This window comes from Caulobacter zeae, from assembly GCF_002858925.1.
In the GTDB taxonomy this organism is placed as follows: domain Bacteria; phylum Pseudomonadota; class Alphaproteobacteria; order Caulobacterales; family Caulobacteraceae; genus Caulobacter; species Caulobacter zeae.
Map to the genome: position 1 here is coordinate 59714 of NZ_PJRS01000016.1, position 16964 is coordinate 76677.

General features: G+C 68.6%; 10 protein-coding genes. 6 read left to right on the forward strand and 4 right to left on the reverse strand.

The features are described 5' to 3' along the window. Positions 1 to 117: 117 nt before the first annotated feature. On the forward strand, positions 118 to 1053 hold the full coding sequence (locus SGCZBJ_RS07975; RefSeq protein WP_205685344.1) for a cellulase family glycosylhydrolase: 936 nt from the start codon (positions 118 to 120) through the stop codon (positions 1051 to 1053). Here SGCZBJ_RS07975 and SGCZBJ_RS07980 read toward each other — a convergent pair. Next, on the reverse strand, positions 1050 to 2069 hold the full coding sequence (locus SGCZBJ_RS07980; protein WP_101717490.1) for a cupin-like domain-containing protein: 1020 nt from the start codon (positions 2067 to 2069) through the stop codon (positions 1050 to 1052). The genes SGCZBJ_RS07975 and SGCZBJ_RS07980 overlap by 4 nt on opposite strands. 321 nt (positions 2070 to 2390) lie before the next feature. Between SGCZBJ_RS07980 and SGCZBJ_RS07985 the strand changes: the two genes are divergently transcribed. From SGCZBJ_RS07985 to SGCZBJ_RS08005, 5 genes are all read left to right on the forward strand, one after another. Further along, a complete protein-coding gene (locus SGCZBJ_RS07985) occupies positions 2391 to 5759 on the forward strand; it encodes a TonB-dependent receptor (RefSeq protein ID WP_165799272.1) in 3369 nt (1122 codons plus the stop codon). Positions 5760 to 5853: 94 nt separating this feature from the next. After that, positions 5854 to 7383 carry a tryptophan halogenase family protein gene (locus SGCZBJ_RS07990; protein WP_101717492.1) on the forward strand — a complete coding sequence of 510 codons (1530 nt, stop codon included), beginning with the start codon at positions 5854 to 5856 and terminating at the stop codon, positions 7381 to 7383. Further along, positions 7380 to 8888, forward strand: coding sequence for a tryptophan 7-halogenase (locus tag SGCZBJ_RS07995; RefSeq protein ID WP_101717493.1), 1509 nt, complete (start codon positions 7380 to 7382; stop codon positions 8886 to 8888). The genes SGCZBJ_RS07990 and SGCZBJ_RS07995 overlap by 4 nt, the downstream gene beginning before the upstream one ends. Then, a complete protein-coding gene (locus SGCZBJ_RS08000; protein WP_101717494.1) occupies positions 8885 to 10414 on the forward strand; it encodes a tryptophan halogenase family protein in 1530 nt (509 codons plus the stop codon). Before SGCZBJ_RS07995 ends, SGCZBJ_RS08000 begins: the two co-directional genes overlap by 4 nt. A gap of 112 nt (positions 10415 to 10526) precedes the next feature. Continuing rightward, positions 10527 to 12176: a GH35 family beta-galactosidase gene (locus SGCZBJ_RS08005; protein ID WP_101717495.1), complete on the forward strand. Its 1650-nt coding sequence runs from the start codon at positions 10527 to 10529 to the stop codon at positions 12174 to 12176. A gap of 41 nt (positions 12177 to 12217) precedes the next feature. Here the strand turns inward: SGCZBJ_RS08005 and SGCZBJ_RS08010 are convergent, their stop codons facing one another. The 3 genes from SGCZBJ_RS08010 to SGCZBJ_RS08020 form a co-directional block, all read right to left on the reverse strand. Next, complete coding sequence (locus SGCZBJ_RS08010) at positions 12218 to 14662, reverse strand: TonB-dependent receptor plug domain-containing protein (protein ID WP_101717496.1); 2445 nt, start codon at positions 14660 to 14662, stop codon at positions 12218 to 12220. 94 nt (positions 14663 to 14756) lie between these two features. After that, entirely contained in the window at positions 14757 to 15233 is a 477-nt protein-coding gene (locus SGCZBJ_RS08015) for a Rid family hydrolase (protein ID WP_101717497.1), read from the reverse strand. Continuing rightward, positions 15230 to 16816: a flavin monoamine oxidase family protein gene (locus SGCZBJ_RS08020; RefSeq protein ID WP_276308939.1), complete on the reverse strand. Its 1587-nt coding sequence runs from the start codon at positions 16814 to 16816 to the stop codon at positions 15230 to 15232. The genes SGCZBJ_RS08015 and SGCZBJ_RS08020 overlap by 4 nt, the downstream gene beginning before the upstream one ends. Positions 16817 to 16964: the final 148 nt, after the last annotated feature.

Below are 16964 nucleotides of genomic sequence, written 5' to 3' on the forward strand. Positions count from 1 at the left end.
TTTTATGCCTTGCGCGCGGCGAACGCCATCGTCACGGTCCGGTCCCTGCGTTGGGAGGCGGTAATGGGGATGCACGCGGTGCGGACATGGGCCGGGAGCCTTGCGCTGGCGTCCGTATTGCTCGCCACGCCCGCCTTCGCCGGTTTCTCGGTGCAGGACGGCCGCCTGATCGACGCCTGCGGCGATGGTTTCGTCATGCGCGGGGTCAACCTGCCTCACGCCTGGAAGCCGCGCGCGACGGGCAGGGCTATCCGCGACTCGGCGGGGCTGGGATCCAACACCGCCCGCATCGTGCTGAGCGATGGGACGCGCTGGCGGCGCACCTCGCCGCGCGCCGTCCGCAAGATCATCGCCCAGGCCCGTCGCGCCGGGCAGGTGGTGATCCTGGAAGTGCACGACACCACCGGCTACGGCCTGGAGCCGAAGGCGGCGCACATCGGCGCGGCGCTGGCTTACTGGACGCGGCTCGCTCCGGTCCTGCGCGGCCAGGAGGACTACGTCCTCGTCAACATCGGCAACGAGCCCACGGCCGGGACGACCACGCCGGAGCAGTGGCTCGAGGCCCATCGTACCGCCATCGTCGCCCTGCGCGCCCTTGGGCTGCGCCACACCCTGGTGATCGACGCCCATGACTACGGCCAGGACAGCTCCGGAACCATGCGGGATCGGGCCGCAGAGCTGCTGGCCGCCGATCCGCAGCATAACCTCGTCTTCGACGTCCACATGTACGAGGCCTATGGCCAGGCGCAGGCGGTCGAGCGCTACCTGCGCGCCTTCCAGGTCGCGCGCCTGCCGCTGATCGTCGGCGAGTTCGGACCCGACCATCGCGGCCAGCCGGTCGACGAGGAGGCGATATTCCGGCTCTCCGGCGCAATGGGCGTGGGCTATCTGGGCTGGTCGTGGTCGGGCAACGCGCCCGAGGTCGCCGACCTCGATCTCGTCGAGCGCTTCGACGGCCGGCGGCTGACGCCGTGGGGCAGGCGCTTCTTCCATGGGGCGGGCGGGGTGCGCGAGACCAGCCGGCGCTCGCGCGTCTTCACCGGCTGCCGCTAGCTGCGCTTGGCGGCCGCGGACTCGGCCAGCACGCGCGACAGGATGGTCAGCAGTTCCCTGGCCGCGCCTTCGTCCAGATCGCCCAGGATGCCGCGCGCCTGCGCAGGCAGATGCTCGTTGGCGTCGCCGTCGGTGCGGAAGACGTAGTGGTCGAACATCGCCTTCCAGGCCTGGCGGTGGGCCGGGGGCAGGGCGCGCAGGGTCAGCATGGCGTGCATGAAGGCGTCGCGGGCCAGGCCGCGTCCCTGGTTGGGCGGGTTCCACCAATAGTTCACCAGCATGTTGACCGTCTCCAGCGAGCGGACGTGGTGCCACCACAGGTACGGGACGTAGATCGCATCGCCCGGTTCCAGCTCCGCGGTCTGGGCGACCTCCAGGGCCTGGGCGAAACGGGGGAAGGTCTCCAGGTCGGGATCCTCCAGCGAGACCAGGCTGATGGTCGCCCCGGCCGGCGTGCGCTCGAACGGGCCCATGTAGAGGTTCTCGACCTGGTCGGGCGGGAACAGGGTGAAGCGGCGGCGGCCGGCGACCACGCAGGCGATGTTCTCGAACGGGTCGTGGTGGGCGGCGACGATGACGCGATTGCCGATCCAGGCGCGCGGCTCGACCTCGGGGCCGAGCAGGGGCAGGGGGTTTTCCTCGGCGAAGCCGGGCAGGGCGTGCCAGGTCGGCACGGACTGGGCGGCCAGCGCCGTCTGCTCGGCGTCGCCGGCGTGCTCGGTCAGGAAATCGAAGGTCTTCCGCAGCCGGGCCCGTCCGCCACGGAAGTTCATGTTCGCCAGGTCGTCGGCGTAGAAGAACCGCCCCCCGGCCTGCGCCGGCGCGAAGACGGTGGCCACCGATTGGCCGGCGTCGAAACGCGACAGATAGTCGAACAGCGAAGCATGGCCGGCGCGGCCTGCCGCAACCACCGGCCAGTGGGATACCAGGCCCCGGATCACCACGGGTTCGGCGGCGGTCGTCAGGGCGCTCAGCGCCTCTGGCGAGGTCGCCGTGGATTCGAAGATTGCCTTCACCGGCTTGCCTCCCCTCGAAGGTCGTCACCCTTCGAACGGGGCGTACTGGAGGGTGATTGTGTCCGCCAGGCAACAGGGGTTGGCAAGGCTCAAAGATTAAACAAAATATTTTTATAAAATGCTGGCGTACCGACGTTTGCTACGGTTATGAAACATCAAGCGCCCGCGTCGAGACGGGTGCGACGGGAGGAAGCGCGACGCCAGGACGCCTGGCCAAGGCTTCCCGTACAATCGGCGGCACGACCGCTCATCTCCGGGCGAAAGCTCCGGACACTTGAAGGGGCCCGCGTGAGCGAGCGCGGCCTTGGGAGGGGACGACCTATGAGAACCACGCGAATCCGCATGGCCGGATGGATGGGCTGCGCTTCAGTCGCCGCCCTGCTGAGCGCGGCGCCGGCCCTGGCGCAGGAGACGGTGTCGACCGCTCCGGCCGCCTCGCAGGCTTCGCCGTCGGACGTGATCGCCGACAACCAGGTGGAGACGGTGATCGTCACCGGCCAGCGCGCGGCGCTGAAGTCGGCCCAGCAGATCAAGCGCGGCGCCGACACCATCGTCGACTCTATCACCGCCAGCGACATCGGCTCGTTCCCCGACAAGTCGGTGGCCGAGGCCCTGCAACGCGTGCCGGGCGTCACCGTCAACCGCTACGCCTCGACCAGCGACACCACCCACTTCTCGGCCGAACCTTCGGGCGTCATCGTCCGCGGCCTGTCGCAGGTGCGCTCTGAGTTCAACGGCCGCGACACCTTCAGCGCCAACTCCTCGCGCGGCCTGTCGTGGGGCGATGTCTCGCCCGAACTGATGGGCGGGGTCGACACCTACAAGAACCAGACCGCCGAACTGATCGAGGGCGGCATCGCCGGCACGGTCGACCTGAAGACTCGCCTGCCGTTCGACAGCGCTGGCAGGGTGATCGGCATCACCACCTCGCTGAACTACGGCACCCTGTCCGAACAGGTGACGCCCGAGGTCTCCGCGATCTACGCCAACCGCTGGGCGACCGAGATCGGCGAGTTCGGCCTGATGGTGAACGGCGCCCATTCGGAGCTGAACACCATCTCGGAAAGCTCGCAGTTCGGCCGCATGGGCATCTTCAAGGATGTCACCATGTTCGGCGGCGGCACCAAGTACATCCCGGCCTGGTACCGCCTGGCCCACACCGAGTTCGACCGCACCCGCAACGGCGTCGCCGCCGCCGGCCAATGGCGCGACAACGACCAGAAGTTCCTGGCCACGGTGCAGTTCAACAAGTCGAGCTACGAGAACATCTGGCACGAGCGCTCGGTGCAGGGCAGCGCCTTCAGCCTCTACAACCGCGGTCCGCACTTCGAGATCACCAACGCCGACGCCAACACCTATGTGCTGCCGGCGCCGGGCACGACCTTCAAGTTCGACGACGAAGGAAACTTCGAGAGCGGGATCATGACCTCGCCGCTCGGCTGGGTCGGCAACACCACCTCGGCCAGCAATGACTGGGCCGGCTACCTGATCGGCCAGACCTCGACGGGCGAGCCGGTCATCGAGCCCTGCTACGGCTGGACCGGCCGGACCGACTGCGCGCCCGAGCAGCGCGGCGGCGAGCTGTCGGCCACCACGCGCTACAACTACAACAAGCAGACCACCCAGGACCTGGGCTTCAATCTGAAGTGGGATCCGACCGACCGCCTGCGCTTCAACTTCGACGTCCAGAAGGTGAAGGCCAAGCTGTCGAACTACGACGCCGACGTCGGTCTGGTTTCCTACGCCAACCTCAACATCGATGCGACGGGCGACCATCCGGTCATGACGGTGCTTCCGGGCACCAACATCAACTATGCCCCGGGGGGGCTCGCCAACCCGAACGCCTGGCGCTTCAACAACGTCAACAACCACCTGGAACGCAGCGAGGGCGACCAGTTCGCCGCGCGGATCGACGTGCAGTACGACCTGGGCGATGGCTGGCTGGACTCGCTGAAGGTGGGCGCGCGCCATGCCGACCGCGAGCAGACGGTGCGCTGGAGCGTCTATAACTGGGGCGGCATCGCCAACGCCTGGGGCTGCGACCAGGGCGGCGGCGGCGTCAACAGCACCGACTATCTCTGGTACAATGTCGACCGCACCGCGCCGGCCGCCAACGTCAACGGCGACTGCGCCGCCGGCAATCCCACCACCACCTTCAGCGGCTGGGACCGCAACCTGCCGGACGTGCGCTCGTTCAACGACATCTTCGGCGGCGACGTGCTGAAGACCGGCATGCTGACCTTCGCCAGCATGGACTTCGTCAAGGACCTGGAGAAGTTCCAGAAGGCCTTCGGCTACTCCAACACCGGCGTCGGCTCCTCGCGCTGGGAGGCGGTCTGCTATCGCGCCGGCGAGACCAACTGCTTCCTGCCGCAGGAAATCACCGACGTCTCGGAGAAGACCAACGCCGCCTACTTCATGCTGAAGTTCGGCGGACGCGATCACACGATCGGCGGCTTCGGGATCAGCGGCAACATCGGCCTGCGCTATGTCGAGACGCAGAACGAAAGCAGCGGCTCGCTGGTCCATGCCGACTTCGGCAAGAACGACGTGCGGGTCTGCCAGCCGCGCGGCCGCCCGATGGGACCCGACGGCCTGCCGATCAGCGGCGCCTACGTGCCCCAGAGCCTGTGGTGCTACCTGTCGGCCGACGACAAGGCGTTCACCGACGGCCTGGCCTCGGCCAGCACGGTTCGCCAGAAGCACCACAACGTACTGCCGAGCTTCAACCTGAAGATCGACCTCAATGACGAGTGGCAACTGCGCCTGGCCGCGTCGCGCGCCATGTCGCGTCCCGACATCGGCTACCTGAAGAACTATGTTCAGGTGAACATGGCCGGGCCCGACATGAACAACGTCAATGACCCGCTGTGGGTCAAGGACAGCGCGGGCAACATCACCGGGGCCAACCTCCGCTACACGGCGGAGTCCTACAATCCGTACCTGAAGCCGATGACGGCCGACCAGATCGACATCAGCCTCGAGCACTACTTCGCCGAGGTCGGCTCGTTCTCGCTGGCGGTCTTCTACAAGAAGTTCAACGACTACATTCAGTACGGCGGCTTCAACCAAGATGTCACGGTCAACGGCGTCACCCGCACGGTGTTCACCCGCGGACCGGTGAACGGCGACGGCGCCAAGATCCGCGGCGCGGAAGCGGCCTATCAGCGCTACTTCGACTTCCTGCCCGCGCCGTTCGACGGCTTCGGGATCCAGGCCAACTTCACCTATGTCGAGAACAAGGGGATCACGAACTCCAACCTGAGCAACGCCTCGGGCGGCGGCGGCTCCAACACCAGCGGCGGCGGCCTCAGCCAGGCCGACGGGGCGGTGCAGGTCGACTCGCTCGAAGGTCTCTCGAAGTACGCCTACAACCTCGTGGGCATGTACGAGAAAGGCCGCTGGGCGGTTCGGGCGGCCTACAACTGGCGTTCGAAGTACCTGCTGACCGCCATGGACTGCTGCCTGGCCTTCCCGATCTGGCAGGACGACGCCGGCTATCTCGACGCATCGGTCCGCTATCGGGCCAGCGACAACCTCGAGATCAGCCTGCAAGGCAGCAACCTGCTGAACACCGAGTCCGTGCTCAAGCAGCAGGTCAACGACGCGTCGGCCGGCGGCCTCCTGAAGGACAACGCCTGGAACCGCACCGACAAGCGTTACCTGTTGACGTTCCGGTTCAAGTACTGATCGATCTGAGGAGGGGCGGGCCATCGGTCCGTCCCTTCGTCACAAGAATACGGGCCCGCTCGACCGGCGCCCGAAAATGGGTGGGAACGGCGGCATGGAAACAAGCGCGCCCCTGGATATCGTCATCGTCGGCGGGGGAACGGCCGGCTGGATGGTGGGAACCGCGCTGGTCAGCGGCCTGCGCCCGCATCAGGCGCGGGTGCGGCTGGTGGAGTCCGACGAGATCGCCACCGTCGGCGTCGGCGAGGCCACGATACCGGCCATGCGCGACTACAACCGCTTCGTCGGCATCGACGAGGTCGAGATGATGCGCGAGACGAACGGCACGTTCAAACTCGGCATCGAATTCCTCGACTGGGGCTTCAAGGGCTCGTCTTACCACCACCCGTTCGGGGTGCACGGTGCGGCCATCGGCGGCGCGGGCTTCCACCACCAGTGGAACCGGGCGCGCCTGGCGGGCCACGACCTCGACATCGAGCAGTTCTCCTACGCCATCGCCGCGGCGCGGGACGACCGCTTCGAGTTCCCCAATCCCGATCCCGACAAGATCGATTCCACCTACAGCTACGCCTACCATTTCGACGCCAGCCTCTATGCCAAGTACCTGCGCAAGGTGGCCGAGGGGCGGGGCCTCAAGCGCACCGAGGGCAAGGTCGTCGACGTTGCGCGCGATCCGCTGTCGGGCGACGTGGCCTCGATCACCCTGGCGTCCGGCGAGGTGGTCAGGGGCGATTTCTTCGTCGACTGCACGGGCTTTCGCGGCCTGCTGATCGGCCAGGCCCTCAACAGCCCGTTCGAGGAGTGGACCGACTGGCTGCCCTGCGACCGGGCCTGGGCGGTGCCGTGCGCCCGCGCCGGCCGCTTCACGCCCTTCACCCGCTCGACCGCCCGCGAGGCCGGCTGGCAGTGGCGCATCCCGCTGCAACACCGCACCGGCAACGGTTACGTCTATTCCAGCCGCTACATCAGCGATGACGAGGCGGCCGCCACCCTGATGGCCAATCTCGACGGCGAAGCCCTGGCCGAGCCGCGCCAGATCCGCTTCAAGGCCGGTCGGCGGACCGCCTCCTGGACGCGCAACGTCATGGCCGCGGGCCTGGCCAGCGGCTTCCTGGAGCCGCTGGAGTCGACCAGCATCTACCTGGTCCAGATCGCGGTCATGAACCTGCTCAAGCTGTTTCCGGGCAAGCGTGTCGAGCCGGCCCTGGTCGAAGAGTTCAACCGTCGGGTCGACATGGAATACGACCGCGTGCGCGACTTCCTGATCCTGCACTACCACGCCAATACCCGCACCGACGGCGAGCTCTGGAAGCATTGCCGGGAAATGGAAATTCCCGAGAGCCTCAAGCACAAGCTGGAGCTGTTCCGGCATCGCGGCGTGGCGCCCAACTACCATGACGGCCTGTTCGCCCTGCCGAGCTGGATCTCCGTGCTGCTTGGGCAGGGCGTCCTGCCGGGCGGCTATGACCGGATGGTCGACAATGTGCCGTTGCCGCAGGCCCTGGCCGAGATGGAGCGCCAGCGCTCGGCGATCGCCAGGCGGGTTCCGGCCATGCCAATGCACGCCGACTTCGTCGCCAGCCATTGCGCAATTCCTCGTCCGATCGCGGAGGCCGTGGCATGAGCCGGCCGGTGCGAACCGTCGTGGTGGTGGGCGCCGGCGCGCCGCTGTGGCTGACGGCCCTGGCCCTGCGGAAGGCCTTCGGGGCCGGGGGCCTTGCGGTGCGAGCCATCGAGACCGGGCCGCCAACGCCAGGTCTTTCTCATTCGGGTCTGCCGGCCGTCGGCAATCTGCATCAGCTGCTGGGCCTGTCGGATGTCGAGCTGGCGCGGCGTTGCGGCGCCGTTCCATCCCTGGGCCAGCGGTTCGCCGGCTTTGCGGGCGATGGCTCGGCCTTCCTGCACCCCTACGACACCCATGGGCATTCGGTGGACTATGTCGATTTCGTCCACCACTGGGTGCTGGCGCGTCGGCGCGGGCTGAAGACCGCGCTGGAGGATTTCTCGCTGGGCGCGGCGGCCGCCAAACAGGGGCGGATCGTCGAGGGCGATGATCCGGGCCGGCTGTCCTCGCCGGGCGTTGGCCTGCATGTCGACGCGGTCGCCTACGCCGCACTGCTGCGGCAGCGGGCCTTGGCGGACGGCGTCAGCGTCGAGCAGGGCGCGGTGGCTGATGTTCAGCGTTCGGGCGAACGGATCGAGGCCGTGGTCGTCGAGGGCGGAGCGGTGGCGGTCGGCGACCTGTTCGTCGATGTCGGCGACGGCGCGCTGATCGGCCAGATGCCGGGTGCGGGTTTCGAGCCCTGGAACGCCTGGCTGCCGTTCGACCGGGTGCTGCCGCTGTCCGGCCAACGCCTGAACACCTTGCCGGCCTACGCCCACATCGAGGCCGTCGACGGCGGCTGGGTGGGGCTCTATCCGTTGCAGGACCGTACGGCGGGTCTGGCGGTCTACGACTCCAAGGTCGCCGACGCGCAAGGCATGGTCCGCCGGGCGGAGGGCGTCTCGCCCCTGGGCTGGCGGCAGGGCGGGGCGCTTGTTCTGAAGCCGGGCATGCAGACGAGGCCCTGGATCGGCAACTGCGTGGCGCTGGGCGCCGCCGCGATCACGCTGGACCCCTCCGACGCCGCGCCGATGCACGCCTTGCAGGCGGGGCTGTCGCACCTGGTGACGCTGTTCCCGGCCGACATCGACGGCGGACCGGAGGCGCGGGCCTACGGCGCGGCGACGGCGGCGCATGGCCGGAGCCTGCGGGACTTCCAGGCCATGCACTATCACCTGAACCGCCGCAGCGGCGCGCCGTGGGAAGCCGCCCGAGGCGCCGAGCCGCCGGCCGACCTGGCCTACAAGCTGCAACTGTTCGGCGCGCGGGGCGTCGTGCCGACCCGCGAGGACGAGGCCTTCCAGCCCGCCAACTGGGCGGCCTGCCTGATCGGCCATGGGGTCATTCCGCAGGCCCATGACCCGCTGGCCGAGGGCGTCAGCGAGGGCGAGCAGATCCAGATCTTCCAAAAGATCCTGGGCGGCATCGCCGCCGATGTCGGGCGGATGCGTCCGCTGGAGGCCAGGCTGGCGGCGATGGCCCAGCGGCCCGCCGTGCAGGCTCCCGCGCCCCTACGCTTCACGTGAGCGAGGCGATCCGCAACATCGTTGTCGTCGGGGGCGGCACGGCCGGCTGGATGACCGCCGCGGCCCTGGCCCAGACGGTCGGGACGCAGCGCTATTCGATCACGCTGGTCGAGTCCGAGCAGATCGGAACCGTGGGGGTGGGCGAGGCCACCATCCCGATGATCCTGCTGTTCAACAAGGTGCTGGGGCTGGACGAAGACGTCTTCATCCGCGAGACCAACGCCACCTTCAAGCTGGGCATCGAGTTCGTCGACTGGCGGCGGCTTGGGCACAGCTACTTCCATCCCTTCGGCCTCTACGGCGCGGACATGGACGGCGTCGGCTTCCAGCACTTCTGGCTGCGTTGGGCGCGCGAGAGCGGCGACCGCAACCACGACGGCTTCAACGCCGAGACCCTGGCTGCAGCGACCGGGCGGTTCATGCGCACGCCGCCGGCCCCGAACCTGCCCAAGATCAACTACGCCTTCCAGTTCGACGCTGCGCTCTACGCGGCCTTCCTGCGCCGCTATGCCGAGGCCAGGGGCGTGGTTCGCGTCGAGGGCAAGATCGCCGGCGTCGAGCGGGACGGCGAAAGCGGCCATGTCTCGCGGCTGGTGCTGGACGACGGCCGGACGATCGACGGCGACTTCTTTGTCGACTGCTCGGGCTTTCGCGGCCTGCTCATCGAGGAGACGATGGGCGCCGGCTATGACGACTGGAGCCGCTGGCTGCCCTGCAACCGCGCCGCCGCCATGCCCTGCGAACGGGCCGGCCAGCTGACCCCCTATACGCGGGCCACGGCGCGCGAGGCCGGCTGGCAATGGCGGATCCCGCTGCAGCATCGCAGCGGCAACGGCTATGTGTTCTGCGACGCCTTCATCGGCGAGGAGGAGGCCGTGCGCCTGCTGGGCGAGCGGCTGGACGGCGCGGCCCTCGCTGAGGCCAAGGTCCTGAAGTTCACCGCCGGTCGCCGTCGCAAGAGCTGGATCGGCAACGTGCTGGCCATCGGCCTGTCGAGCGGCTTCCTGGAGCCGCTGGAGTCGACCAGCATCCACCTGATCCAGGCCGCGATCGCCAAGCTGCTGACGCTGTTTCCGAAAACGGGCTTCGATCCCTTCGTGGTCGACAAGTTCAATCGCGAGATGGCGCTGGAATACGAGAAGGTCCGCGACTTCATCATCGCCCACTACAAGGTCGGCGAGCGCGACGACACGGAGTTCTGGCGCTGGTGCCGCGACATGGTCCCGCCCGACAGCTTGGCCCAGCGGCTGGAGGTATTCCGCACGCGCGGCGAGGTGCTGATCGACCAGAAGGAACTGTTCAAGGAGACCAACTGGTTCGCCATCCTGGTGGGGCAGGGGCTTGTGCCCGACGACCATCACGCCGTCGCCGACGCCATCTCGTCCGAGGAGCTGCGTTCGCGCATGGGGCGCATCCGGGCGGCGATCAACGAGCGGGTGGCGGGCATGCCGCCGCACGACCTCTATCTCGAAAAGGCCGGCCTTCTGGGCGCCGCCGCTCGCGCGGGCAGGCGCGCACCGGCCTGATTGGTCCGACCATTTGTCGAATTGGTATGACTTCCAGTTTGACAAATCGCCCCCGGTTCCGCGAATGCTAGCGGTAACAAGCGCGCAGGCGCGGGGCTCGGGAGGTTATTCGATGAGAGGTTTCGGCGCCTGGCTCGGTGCGAGCGTCGCGGCGGTCGCCCTGCTCACCGCAAGCGTGGCTGTGGCGGAGATCCCGCGTCTCGAAAAGCACGGAACCTCGGCCCGGCTGGTCGTCGACGGCAAGCCGATGCTGATCCTGAGTGGTGAGCTGGGCAATTCCAGCGCCTCCAGCCGCGCCTACATGGCCAGGCACTGGCCGCGCCTGAAGGCGATGAACCTCAACACCGTGCTGGCGCCGGTTTCCTGGGAGCTGATCGAACCGAAGGAGGGCGTCTACGACTTCTCCAGCGTCGACGACCTCTTGGCCGACGCCCGCGCCCAGGACATGAAGCTGGTCCTGCTGTGGTTCGGGGCCTGGAAGAACAGCATGTCGACCTACGCCCCGGCGTGGGTGAAGCGCGACCAGATCCGCTTCCCGCGCGTGAGGGCGCAGGACGGCTCGACGGTCGAGATACTGTCGGCCTTCTCCGACAACACCCGCGCCGCCGACGCCAGGGCCTATGCCGCGCTGTTGGCCCACCTGAAGAAGGTCGATGGCGAGCGCAGCACCGTACTGATGGTCCAGGTCGAGAACGAGATCGGCATGCTGCCGTCGGCCCGCGAACATGGCGCCGCCGCCGATGCGGCCTATGCCGGCCAGGTTCCGCCGGCCCTGATCCAGGCGCTGAAGACCGGCGGCGAGGTCATCGAGCCGGAACTGCGCGATCTCTGGAAGCGCAACGGAAGCAAGGACAAGGGAACTTGGGCCGCCGTGTTCGGCGCCGACGAGGCGGGGCAGGAGGTGTTCACCGCCTGGTCCTACGCCCGCTATGCCGAGGCCGTGACCGCAGCCGGCAAGGCGGCCTATCCGTTGCCGATGTACGTCAACGCCGCACTGAACCGCACAGGCAAGAAGCCCGGCGAGTATCCCAGCGGCGGACCGCTGCCGCACCTGCTCGATGTCTGGAAAGCCGGCGCGCCCAGCCTCGACCTGCTGTCGCCCGACATCTACTTCCCGAACTTCAACGACCTGGCCGCGCGGTTCGTGCGGCCCGACAACGCGCTGTTCGTGCCCGAGGCCAACAACGCCAACGCGCCCGAGACCCCGGCCAACGCCTTCTACGCCTTCGGCAAGCTGGACGCCCTGGGCTTCTCGCCCTTCGCCATCGAGAGCGTCAACGCCGAGGAGCACAAGGCGATCGCCGACGCCTACGACGTCCTGCGCCAGCTGACGCCCGTGCTGCTGGACGCCCAGGGCAAGGGGAAGATGGCCGGTTTCAAGCCGCGGGTGCTGGAGGACGGGAGCGTGCAGGACGCTCCGGTCAGCCAGGTGATGGGCGACTATCGCTTCGAGGTCGGGTTCATCGATCTCTGGACGCCGAAGGCTGCGCAGAAGCCGGCCACCCATGGCGGGCTGATCATCCAGACCGGTCCCGAAGAGTACCTGATCGCCGGACGCGGGATCGTCGTCACCTTCGCCAGCGCCGGCAAGGGACCGCCGCTGGCCGGTATCGACAAGGCCGAGGAGGGGGTGTTTGACGCGCAGGAGCGCTGGGTTCCCGGCCGCCTGCTCAACGGAGACCAGACCCACCAGGGACGGCACATCCGCCTGTCGCCCGATCAGTTCCAGATCCAGCGGGTGAAGTTCTATCGCTATCGCTGATCAGGACGGGACCTCCGGATCGTTCCGGAGGTCCCGCACCGTCAGAAGCTGTATGTCACGCGGGCGTAGTAGTAGCCGCCGTTGATCCCGAACGGCGAGAAGCTGGGATAGAGGGCCACGCCCGGATTGCCGGCCGCGATCGAGGCGGCCGTGCCCGCCGGGTTCAGGTTTTCCGGATAGATGTCGAACAGGTTGTTGGCCCCGATCGAGGTCTTCACCGCGTCGGTCACCGCATAGGACAGTTCCAGGTCGGTGATCAGGTGCGACTTGATGCGGTCCTTGAAGTAGGTCCCGTTGACGTTGGTATAGGCCCAGGCGGGGCCATAGAGCGTGTTGGTCAGGCTCACCGTCCAGCGGTCCTTGGCGTAGACCCCGGTCAGGTTGGCCTTGTAGCGCGGCGAGGCGTGCTCGAGGAACGCGATCGCCGCCCGGTCGTAGAGCACCGCGCTGCCCAGGCCCGAGGGCGGTGTGGCGATGCGGGTGACCTTGGTCTGGTTGACGTTGACGCCCAGGGTCCAGTCGATCTTCCCGAGATCGCCAAGATCGGTCCAGGTCGTGGCCAGGATTTCGACGCCGCGCGTGCGGGTGTCCAGGCCGTTGGAGAACAGGTTGATGCCGGTGGTGCCCACGGTGGGGTCCAGCACGTTGCCGTTGGCGGTGATGGCGTTGGTGATCGCCGCATTGACCACCGCGCCGCCGATCTTGCCGTAGAGCGCGCCGCTGCCGACGATGCGGTCTTCGATCTTGATCTGGTAGGCGTCGATGGTCAGCGACACGCGCGGCAGGGGCGTAGCGACGATCCCGACGCTGAGATTGGTCGACTTCTCGGGGTCCAGCCCGTCCAGGCCCAGCAGCCTGGCGCCGGCCGAGCCCGGCGGCAGTTGCACGAAGGCGGTGGTCGGCGAGACGTTGGTGGCCGAATAGTAGAGCTCGGCCAGGGTCGGCGCGCGGAAGCCGCTGCTGACCGTGCCGCGCACCGCGAAGGCCGGCGTGAAGTCGTAGCGGCCGGTCAGCTTGGCGATGTCGGCCGAGCCGAAGTCGCTGAAGTCCTCGTGGCGGACGGCGAAGTCGAGCTTCAGGTTCTCGACCGGCGAGGCGGCGAGGTCGGCATAGACCGCCCAGCTGTCGCGCTTGTGCTTGCCGGCGTCGGTGAGCGCGAAGCCCGGATAGGACTGCGAGCCGGACTTGTAGCGGGCGGCCGCGTCACCGGCCTGAATCTCGTAGCTTTCGTTGCGCTGCTCGGCGCCCAGGGCGAGCGTGAGCGGCGAGGCCCAGCCGACCTCGAATTCGCGGCTGAGGTCGAGATTGTTGGTCCACTGGGTCGAGACGAAGTCGCCGGCGTGAAACTCGGTCGGGGTGGCGCCGGTGTCGGCATAGAGTTGCAGGTTGGCCGACTTGCGCACCCGCACCTCGTGGTCGTCGCGGCCGTAGGTGCTGGAGAGGTCGTAACGCCAGCCGCCGAGGGCCTGGCCCTTGATCCCGCCGGTCAGGGCGTAGTCGGTCTCCAGCGTCTCCAGCATCGGGCTGAAGCCCTTGGGGTAGATCGCCGGCAGGCGGTTGGGCAGGCGATAGTTCTCGTAGGCCGTGGCCTTCTTCACGCCGTAGGTGCCGAAGCCGTAGACCTCCAGCTGGTCGCTGGCCTTCCAGCCGGCCGAGACCGTGCCGGCGGTGATCTGGTAGCGGGCGTCGCCGGCGATGCGGTTCACGTACGGATAGCCGGGAAGGGCCGTCGGCCAGCTCGGATTGGCGGCGACGGCGGCGGGGGCGATGATCCGTGCGTCCGGCGCGCCGCGGAAGCTGAAGTCGTGGAAGCGGTTTTCCAGCGTGACGTTGACATAGGCGCCGGGGGCCGGCGCGAAGCCGGCGTTGGCCGACAGGCTGTAGGTCTCGCCGTCGCTTTCGTAATAGGCGCCGCCGGTCGCCGAGGCGCTGCCGCCGTGGTCGTCGTCCTTGAGGATGATGTTGATGACGCCGGCGATGGCGTCGGTGCCGTACTGGGCGGCCGCGCCGTCGGTCAGCACCTCGATGCGGGCGATCGATGCGGTCGGGATGAAGTTGAGATCAGCCGCCGCAGAGCCCTGATAGGCTCCCGCCAACACGGCGAGGTTGGCGGTGCCGTGGCGGCGCTTGCCGTTGATCAGCACCAGGGTCTGGTTGGCGCTGACCCCGCGCAGGCGGGCCGACAGGGTGAGGTTGGCCGCGTCGCCGCCGAAGGCCTGGGCGGTGAACGACGGCACGAGGTTGCTGATCGCCAGGCGCAGGTCGGACTGGCCGGTGCGGGCCAGGGCCTCGTCGCCGATCACCTGCACCGGCGCTGCGCTGTCGACGGCCCGGACGCCGCTCTGGCGGGTGCCGGTGACGATCACCGCCTCGACCGAGGCGACATCCGGCGCGGCCGGTTCCGGCGCCGGATCGGCGAGCGCGGCCCCGCCCCACAGGGCCGTCGTCAAGGCGAGCGCCGACGCGCCCAGAATTTGGGTTTTCATCCTATCCCCCGATGAAAGCTTCAGATTGTTGGGATGCGCGATCGGCCGGGGAAGCGGCCCCGTCGCGCGGCGGGTCTGGTGGTCGCGCGGCCCGTCAGCGGGTCTTGGCGGCGACGAATTCGATCTCGACCAGGGCGCCGGGCAGGACGAGGCCCGCCACCTTCACCGTGCTGCGCGCCGGCTTGTTGGGCTGGGCGGTCGTGCCGAAGGCTTCGGCCCAGGCCTTGTTCAGGCCCGCGAAGTCGATCTCGCCGCCCTTGGCCGGATCGCCGACCAGGAAGACGGTGGCCTTGACCACGTCGCCATGACCAAGACCCTCGGCCTTCAGCGCGGCCTCCAGCTTGGCCAGCACCGAGCGGGTCTGTTCCTCGGTCGTGCCGGGTTTGGCCCTGTCGGCGATGGTCGGCAGCGCGCCGCTGAGGAAGACGAGTTCGGTCCCGGCCGGGACCGCCACCGACGGAGTGATGGCGATCGCACCCGAGGACGGCGCGCGGCGGATCTCGGCCGCGCTTGCCGAGCCCGCCGCGAAGACGGCGGTCAGAACAAGGGCGAAGGCGAGTTTGCGGATCATGGACGGGTCTCCGTTCGGGAAAGGGTCAGGCGGTCGGCGCGGACGCGCTGGGCGATCAGGCCGACCGTGCGGCGGGCGGCGGCGACGCCGCCCTCCTGCCAGCTGGGCAGTTGCGAGAGATGGGCGCCGGACAGGAAGATCCGGCCCTGGGGCTGGTTCAGCAGGCGGTAGGCGGCGGGGTCGTTGCCGTCGCCCTCCCAGTGGATCCAGGGGCCGAGGTTGAAGGCCTGGCGGTTCCAGTCGATCACCAGCGGGGCCGAAAGTTCGCGGCCCTTGCCGGGGTGCAGCTTGTCGATCGCGGCGCGGGTGAGGGCGACCTGGTCGTCGAAGCTTCGCGCCTGGAAGGTCCGCGCCGCCGCCCCGACGGTGTAGGCGCCGACAAGCAGGCCGCGCGGCTGGTGGAAGCCGCCGCTCGGGTACCAGACCAGCGTCGTCTCGCCGCCGACGAACGACAGGCCGCCGTAGATCTGTTCGGCCTCCCAGAAGCGTGGCGCGTCGAACGCCACCTTGGTGGCGTTGTCATAGCGGGCGCCGGCGATGGCGGCCTGGACCTCGCCCGGCAGGTCGTTGGCGACCTTGGCCAGAATCGGCAGGGGAACGGTCACCACCAGATAGTCGGCGGTCAGCTTACGCGAGGCCCCGCTCTTGCGGTCGCGGATCGCCACCTCGGCGACTTGCGGCGTCTGGCGGAAGGCGCTGACCTCGGCGCCGAGCAGCACCGGTCCCTTCAGCGCCTTGGCCAGGGCCTTGGGGATGGCGTCCATGCCGCCGGTCGGCTCCAGCATGGTGGCCTGCATGAGGATGTTCTCCTCGAACAGGGCGTAGGGCAGGGTGTCGTCGGACAGCAGCTCGCGCAGGGCCAGCGGCGGTCGCGCGACGCCCTTCTGGTCGGCCGCGCCGGGCGCGGTCAAATAGCCGGACCGTTCCGAGCCCCTGTAGGCGCCGCCGGCGTCGAGGTCGCCGTAGGTCTTGAGGAAGGCCAGCAGCCGTTCCTTGTCGGCGGGGCTCAGTTCCTGGTCCAGGCCGCCGCCGCGCGTGGCCTTGGCCAGCAGCTCCGACAGCCCGCCGCGCAGGTCGTTGATCGCTTGGCGCTGCTGGATCGGCTTGCCGCCGAATGTCGTGTCGGACTGGAGGAGGCTGCTGCGGCTGGAATTGACCTCGACCTCCAGCGGTACGCCCAGCGCCTTGGCGTAGGACAGCACGCCCTGATGGTGGCTGGGCAGGCGGGCGGGACCGGCGTTGAAATAGAGACCGGGCGAGAAGGCGGCTGTCTGGCCGGGACGGTCCAGCGTCCCGACGCGGTCGCCGCCGCGGATGGTCCAGTTGCGGCCGCCGACCCGGTCGCGGGCCTCGACCACGGTGACGGAAAAGCCGGCGCGCTCAAGCTCGTAGGCGGCGACCAGGCCGGCGATCCCGGCGCCCAGGACGATCACCGAGCGACCCTTGCCGAAGTCGCGCGGCAGGTCAGGCGCTTCCTGGGCGAAGGCGGTGGATGCGAGGCCAAGGCCCTGAAGGGCGGCGTAGCCTGCGGCGAAGCCTCCGAGAGCGAAGGCGCGGGTGATGAAAGATCGACGGCTGACCAAGACTTGAGAACGCCCCCGTACCAGGACCTCCCCAAGAAGCGGCCGCCGCCGAAGCGGCGGCCCTAAGTGAACGCGGGGAAGTCGCCAAAGAAGGAGAGCGGCGTGTCACGTCGCCTCCGAGCGGTATTCGGCTGCCGCTCCGGCGGTT

Coding starts and splice junctions, on each gene's coding strand:
- SGCZBJ_RS07985 (WP_165799272.1), top strand. CDS start 2,391: ATGAGAACCACGCGAATCCGCATGGCCGGATGGATGGGCTGCGCTTCA.
- SGCZBJ_RS07990 (WP_101717492.1), top strand. CDS start 5,854: ATGGAAACAAGCGCGCCCCTGGATATCGTCATCGTCGGCGGGGGAACG.
- SGCZBJ_RS07995 (WP_101717493.1), top strand. CDS start 7,380: ATGAGCCGGCCGGTGCGAACCGTCGTGGTGGTGGGCGCCGGCGCGCCG.
- SGCZBJ_RS08005 (WP_101717495.1), top strand. CDS start 10,527: ATGAGAGGTTTCGGCGCCTGGCTCGGTGCGAGCGTCGCGGCGGTCGCC.
- SGCZBJ_RS08010 (WP_101717496.1), bottom strand. CDS start 14,662: ATGAAAACCCAAATTCTGGGCGCGTCGGCGCTCGCCTTGACGACGGCC.
- SGCZBJ_RS08015 (WP_101717497.1), bottom strand. CDS start 15,233: ATGATCCGCAAACTCGCCTTCGCCCTTGTTCTGACCGCCGTCTTCGCG.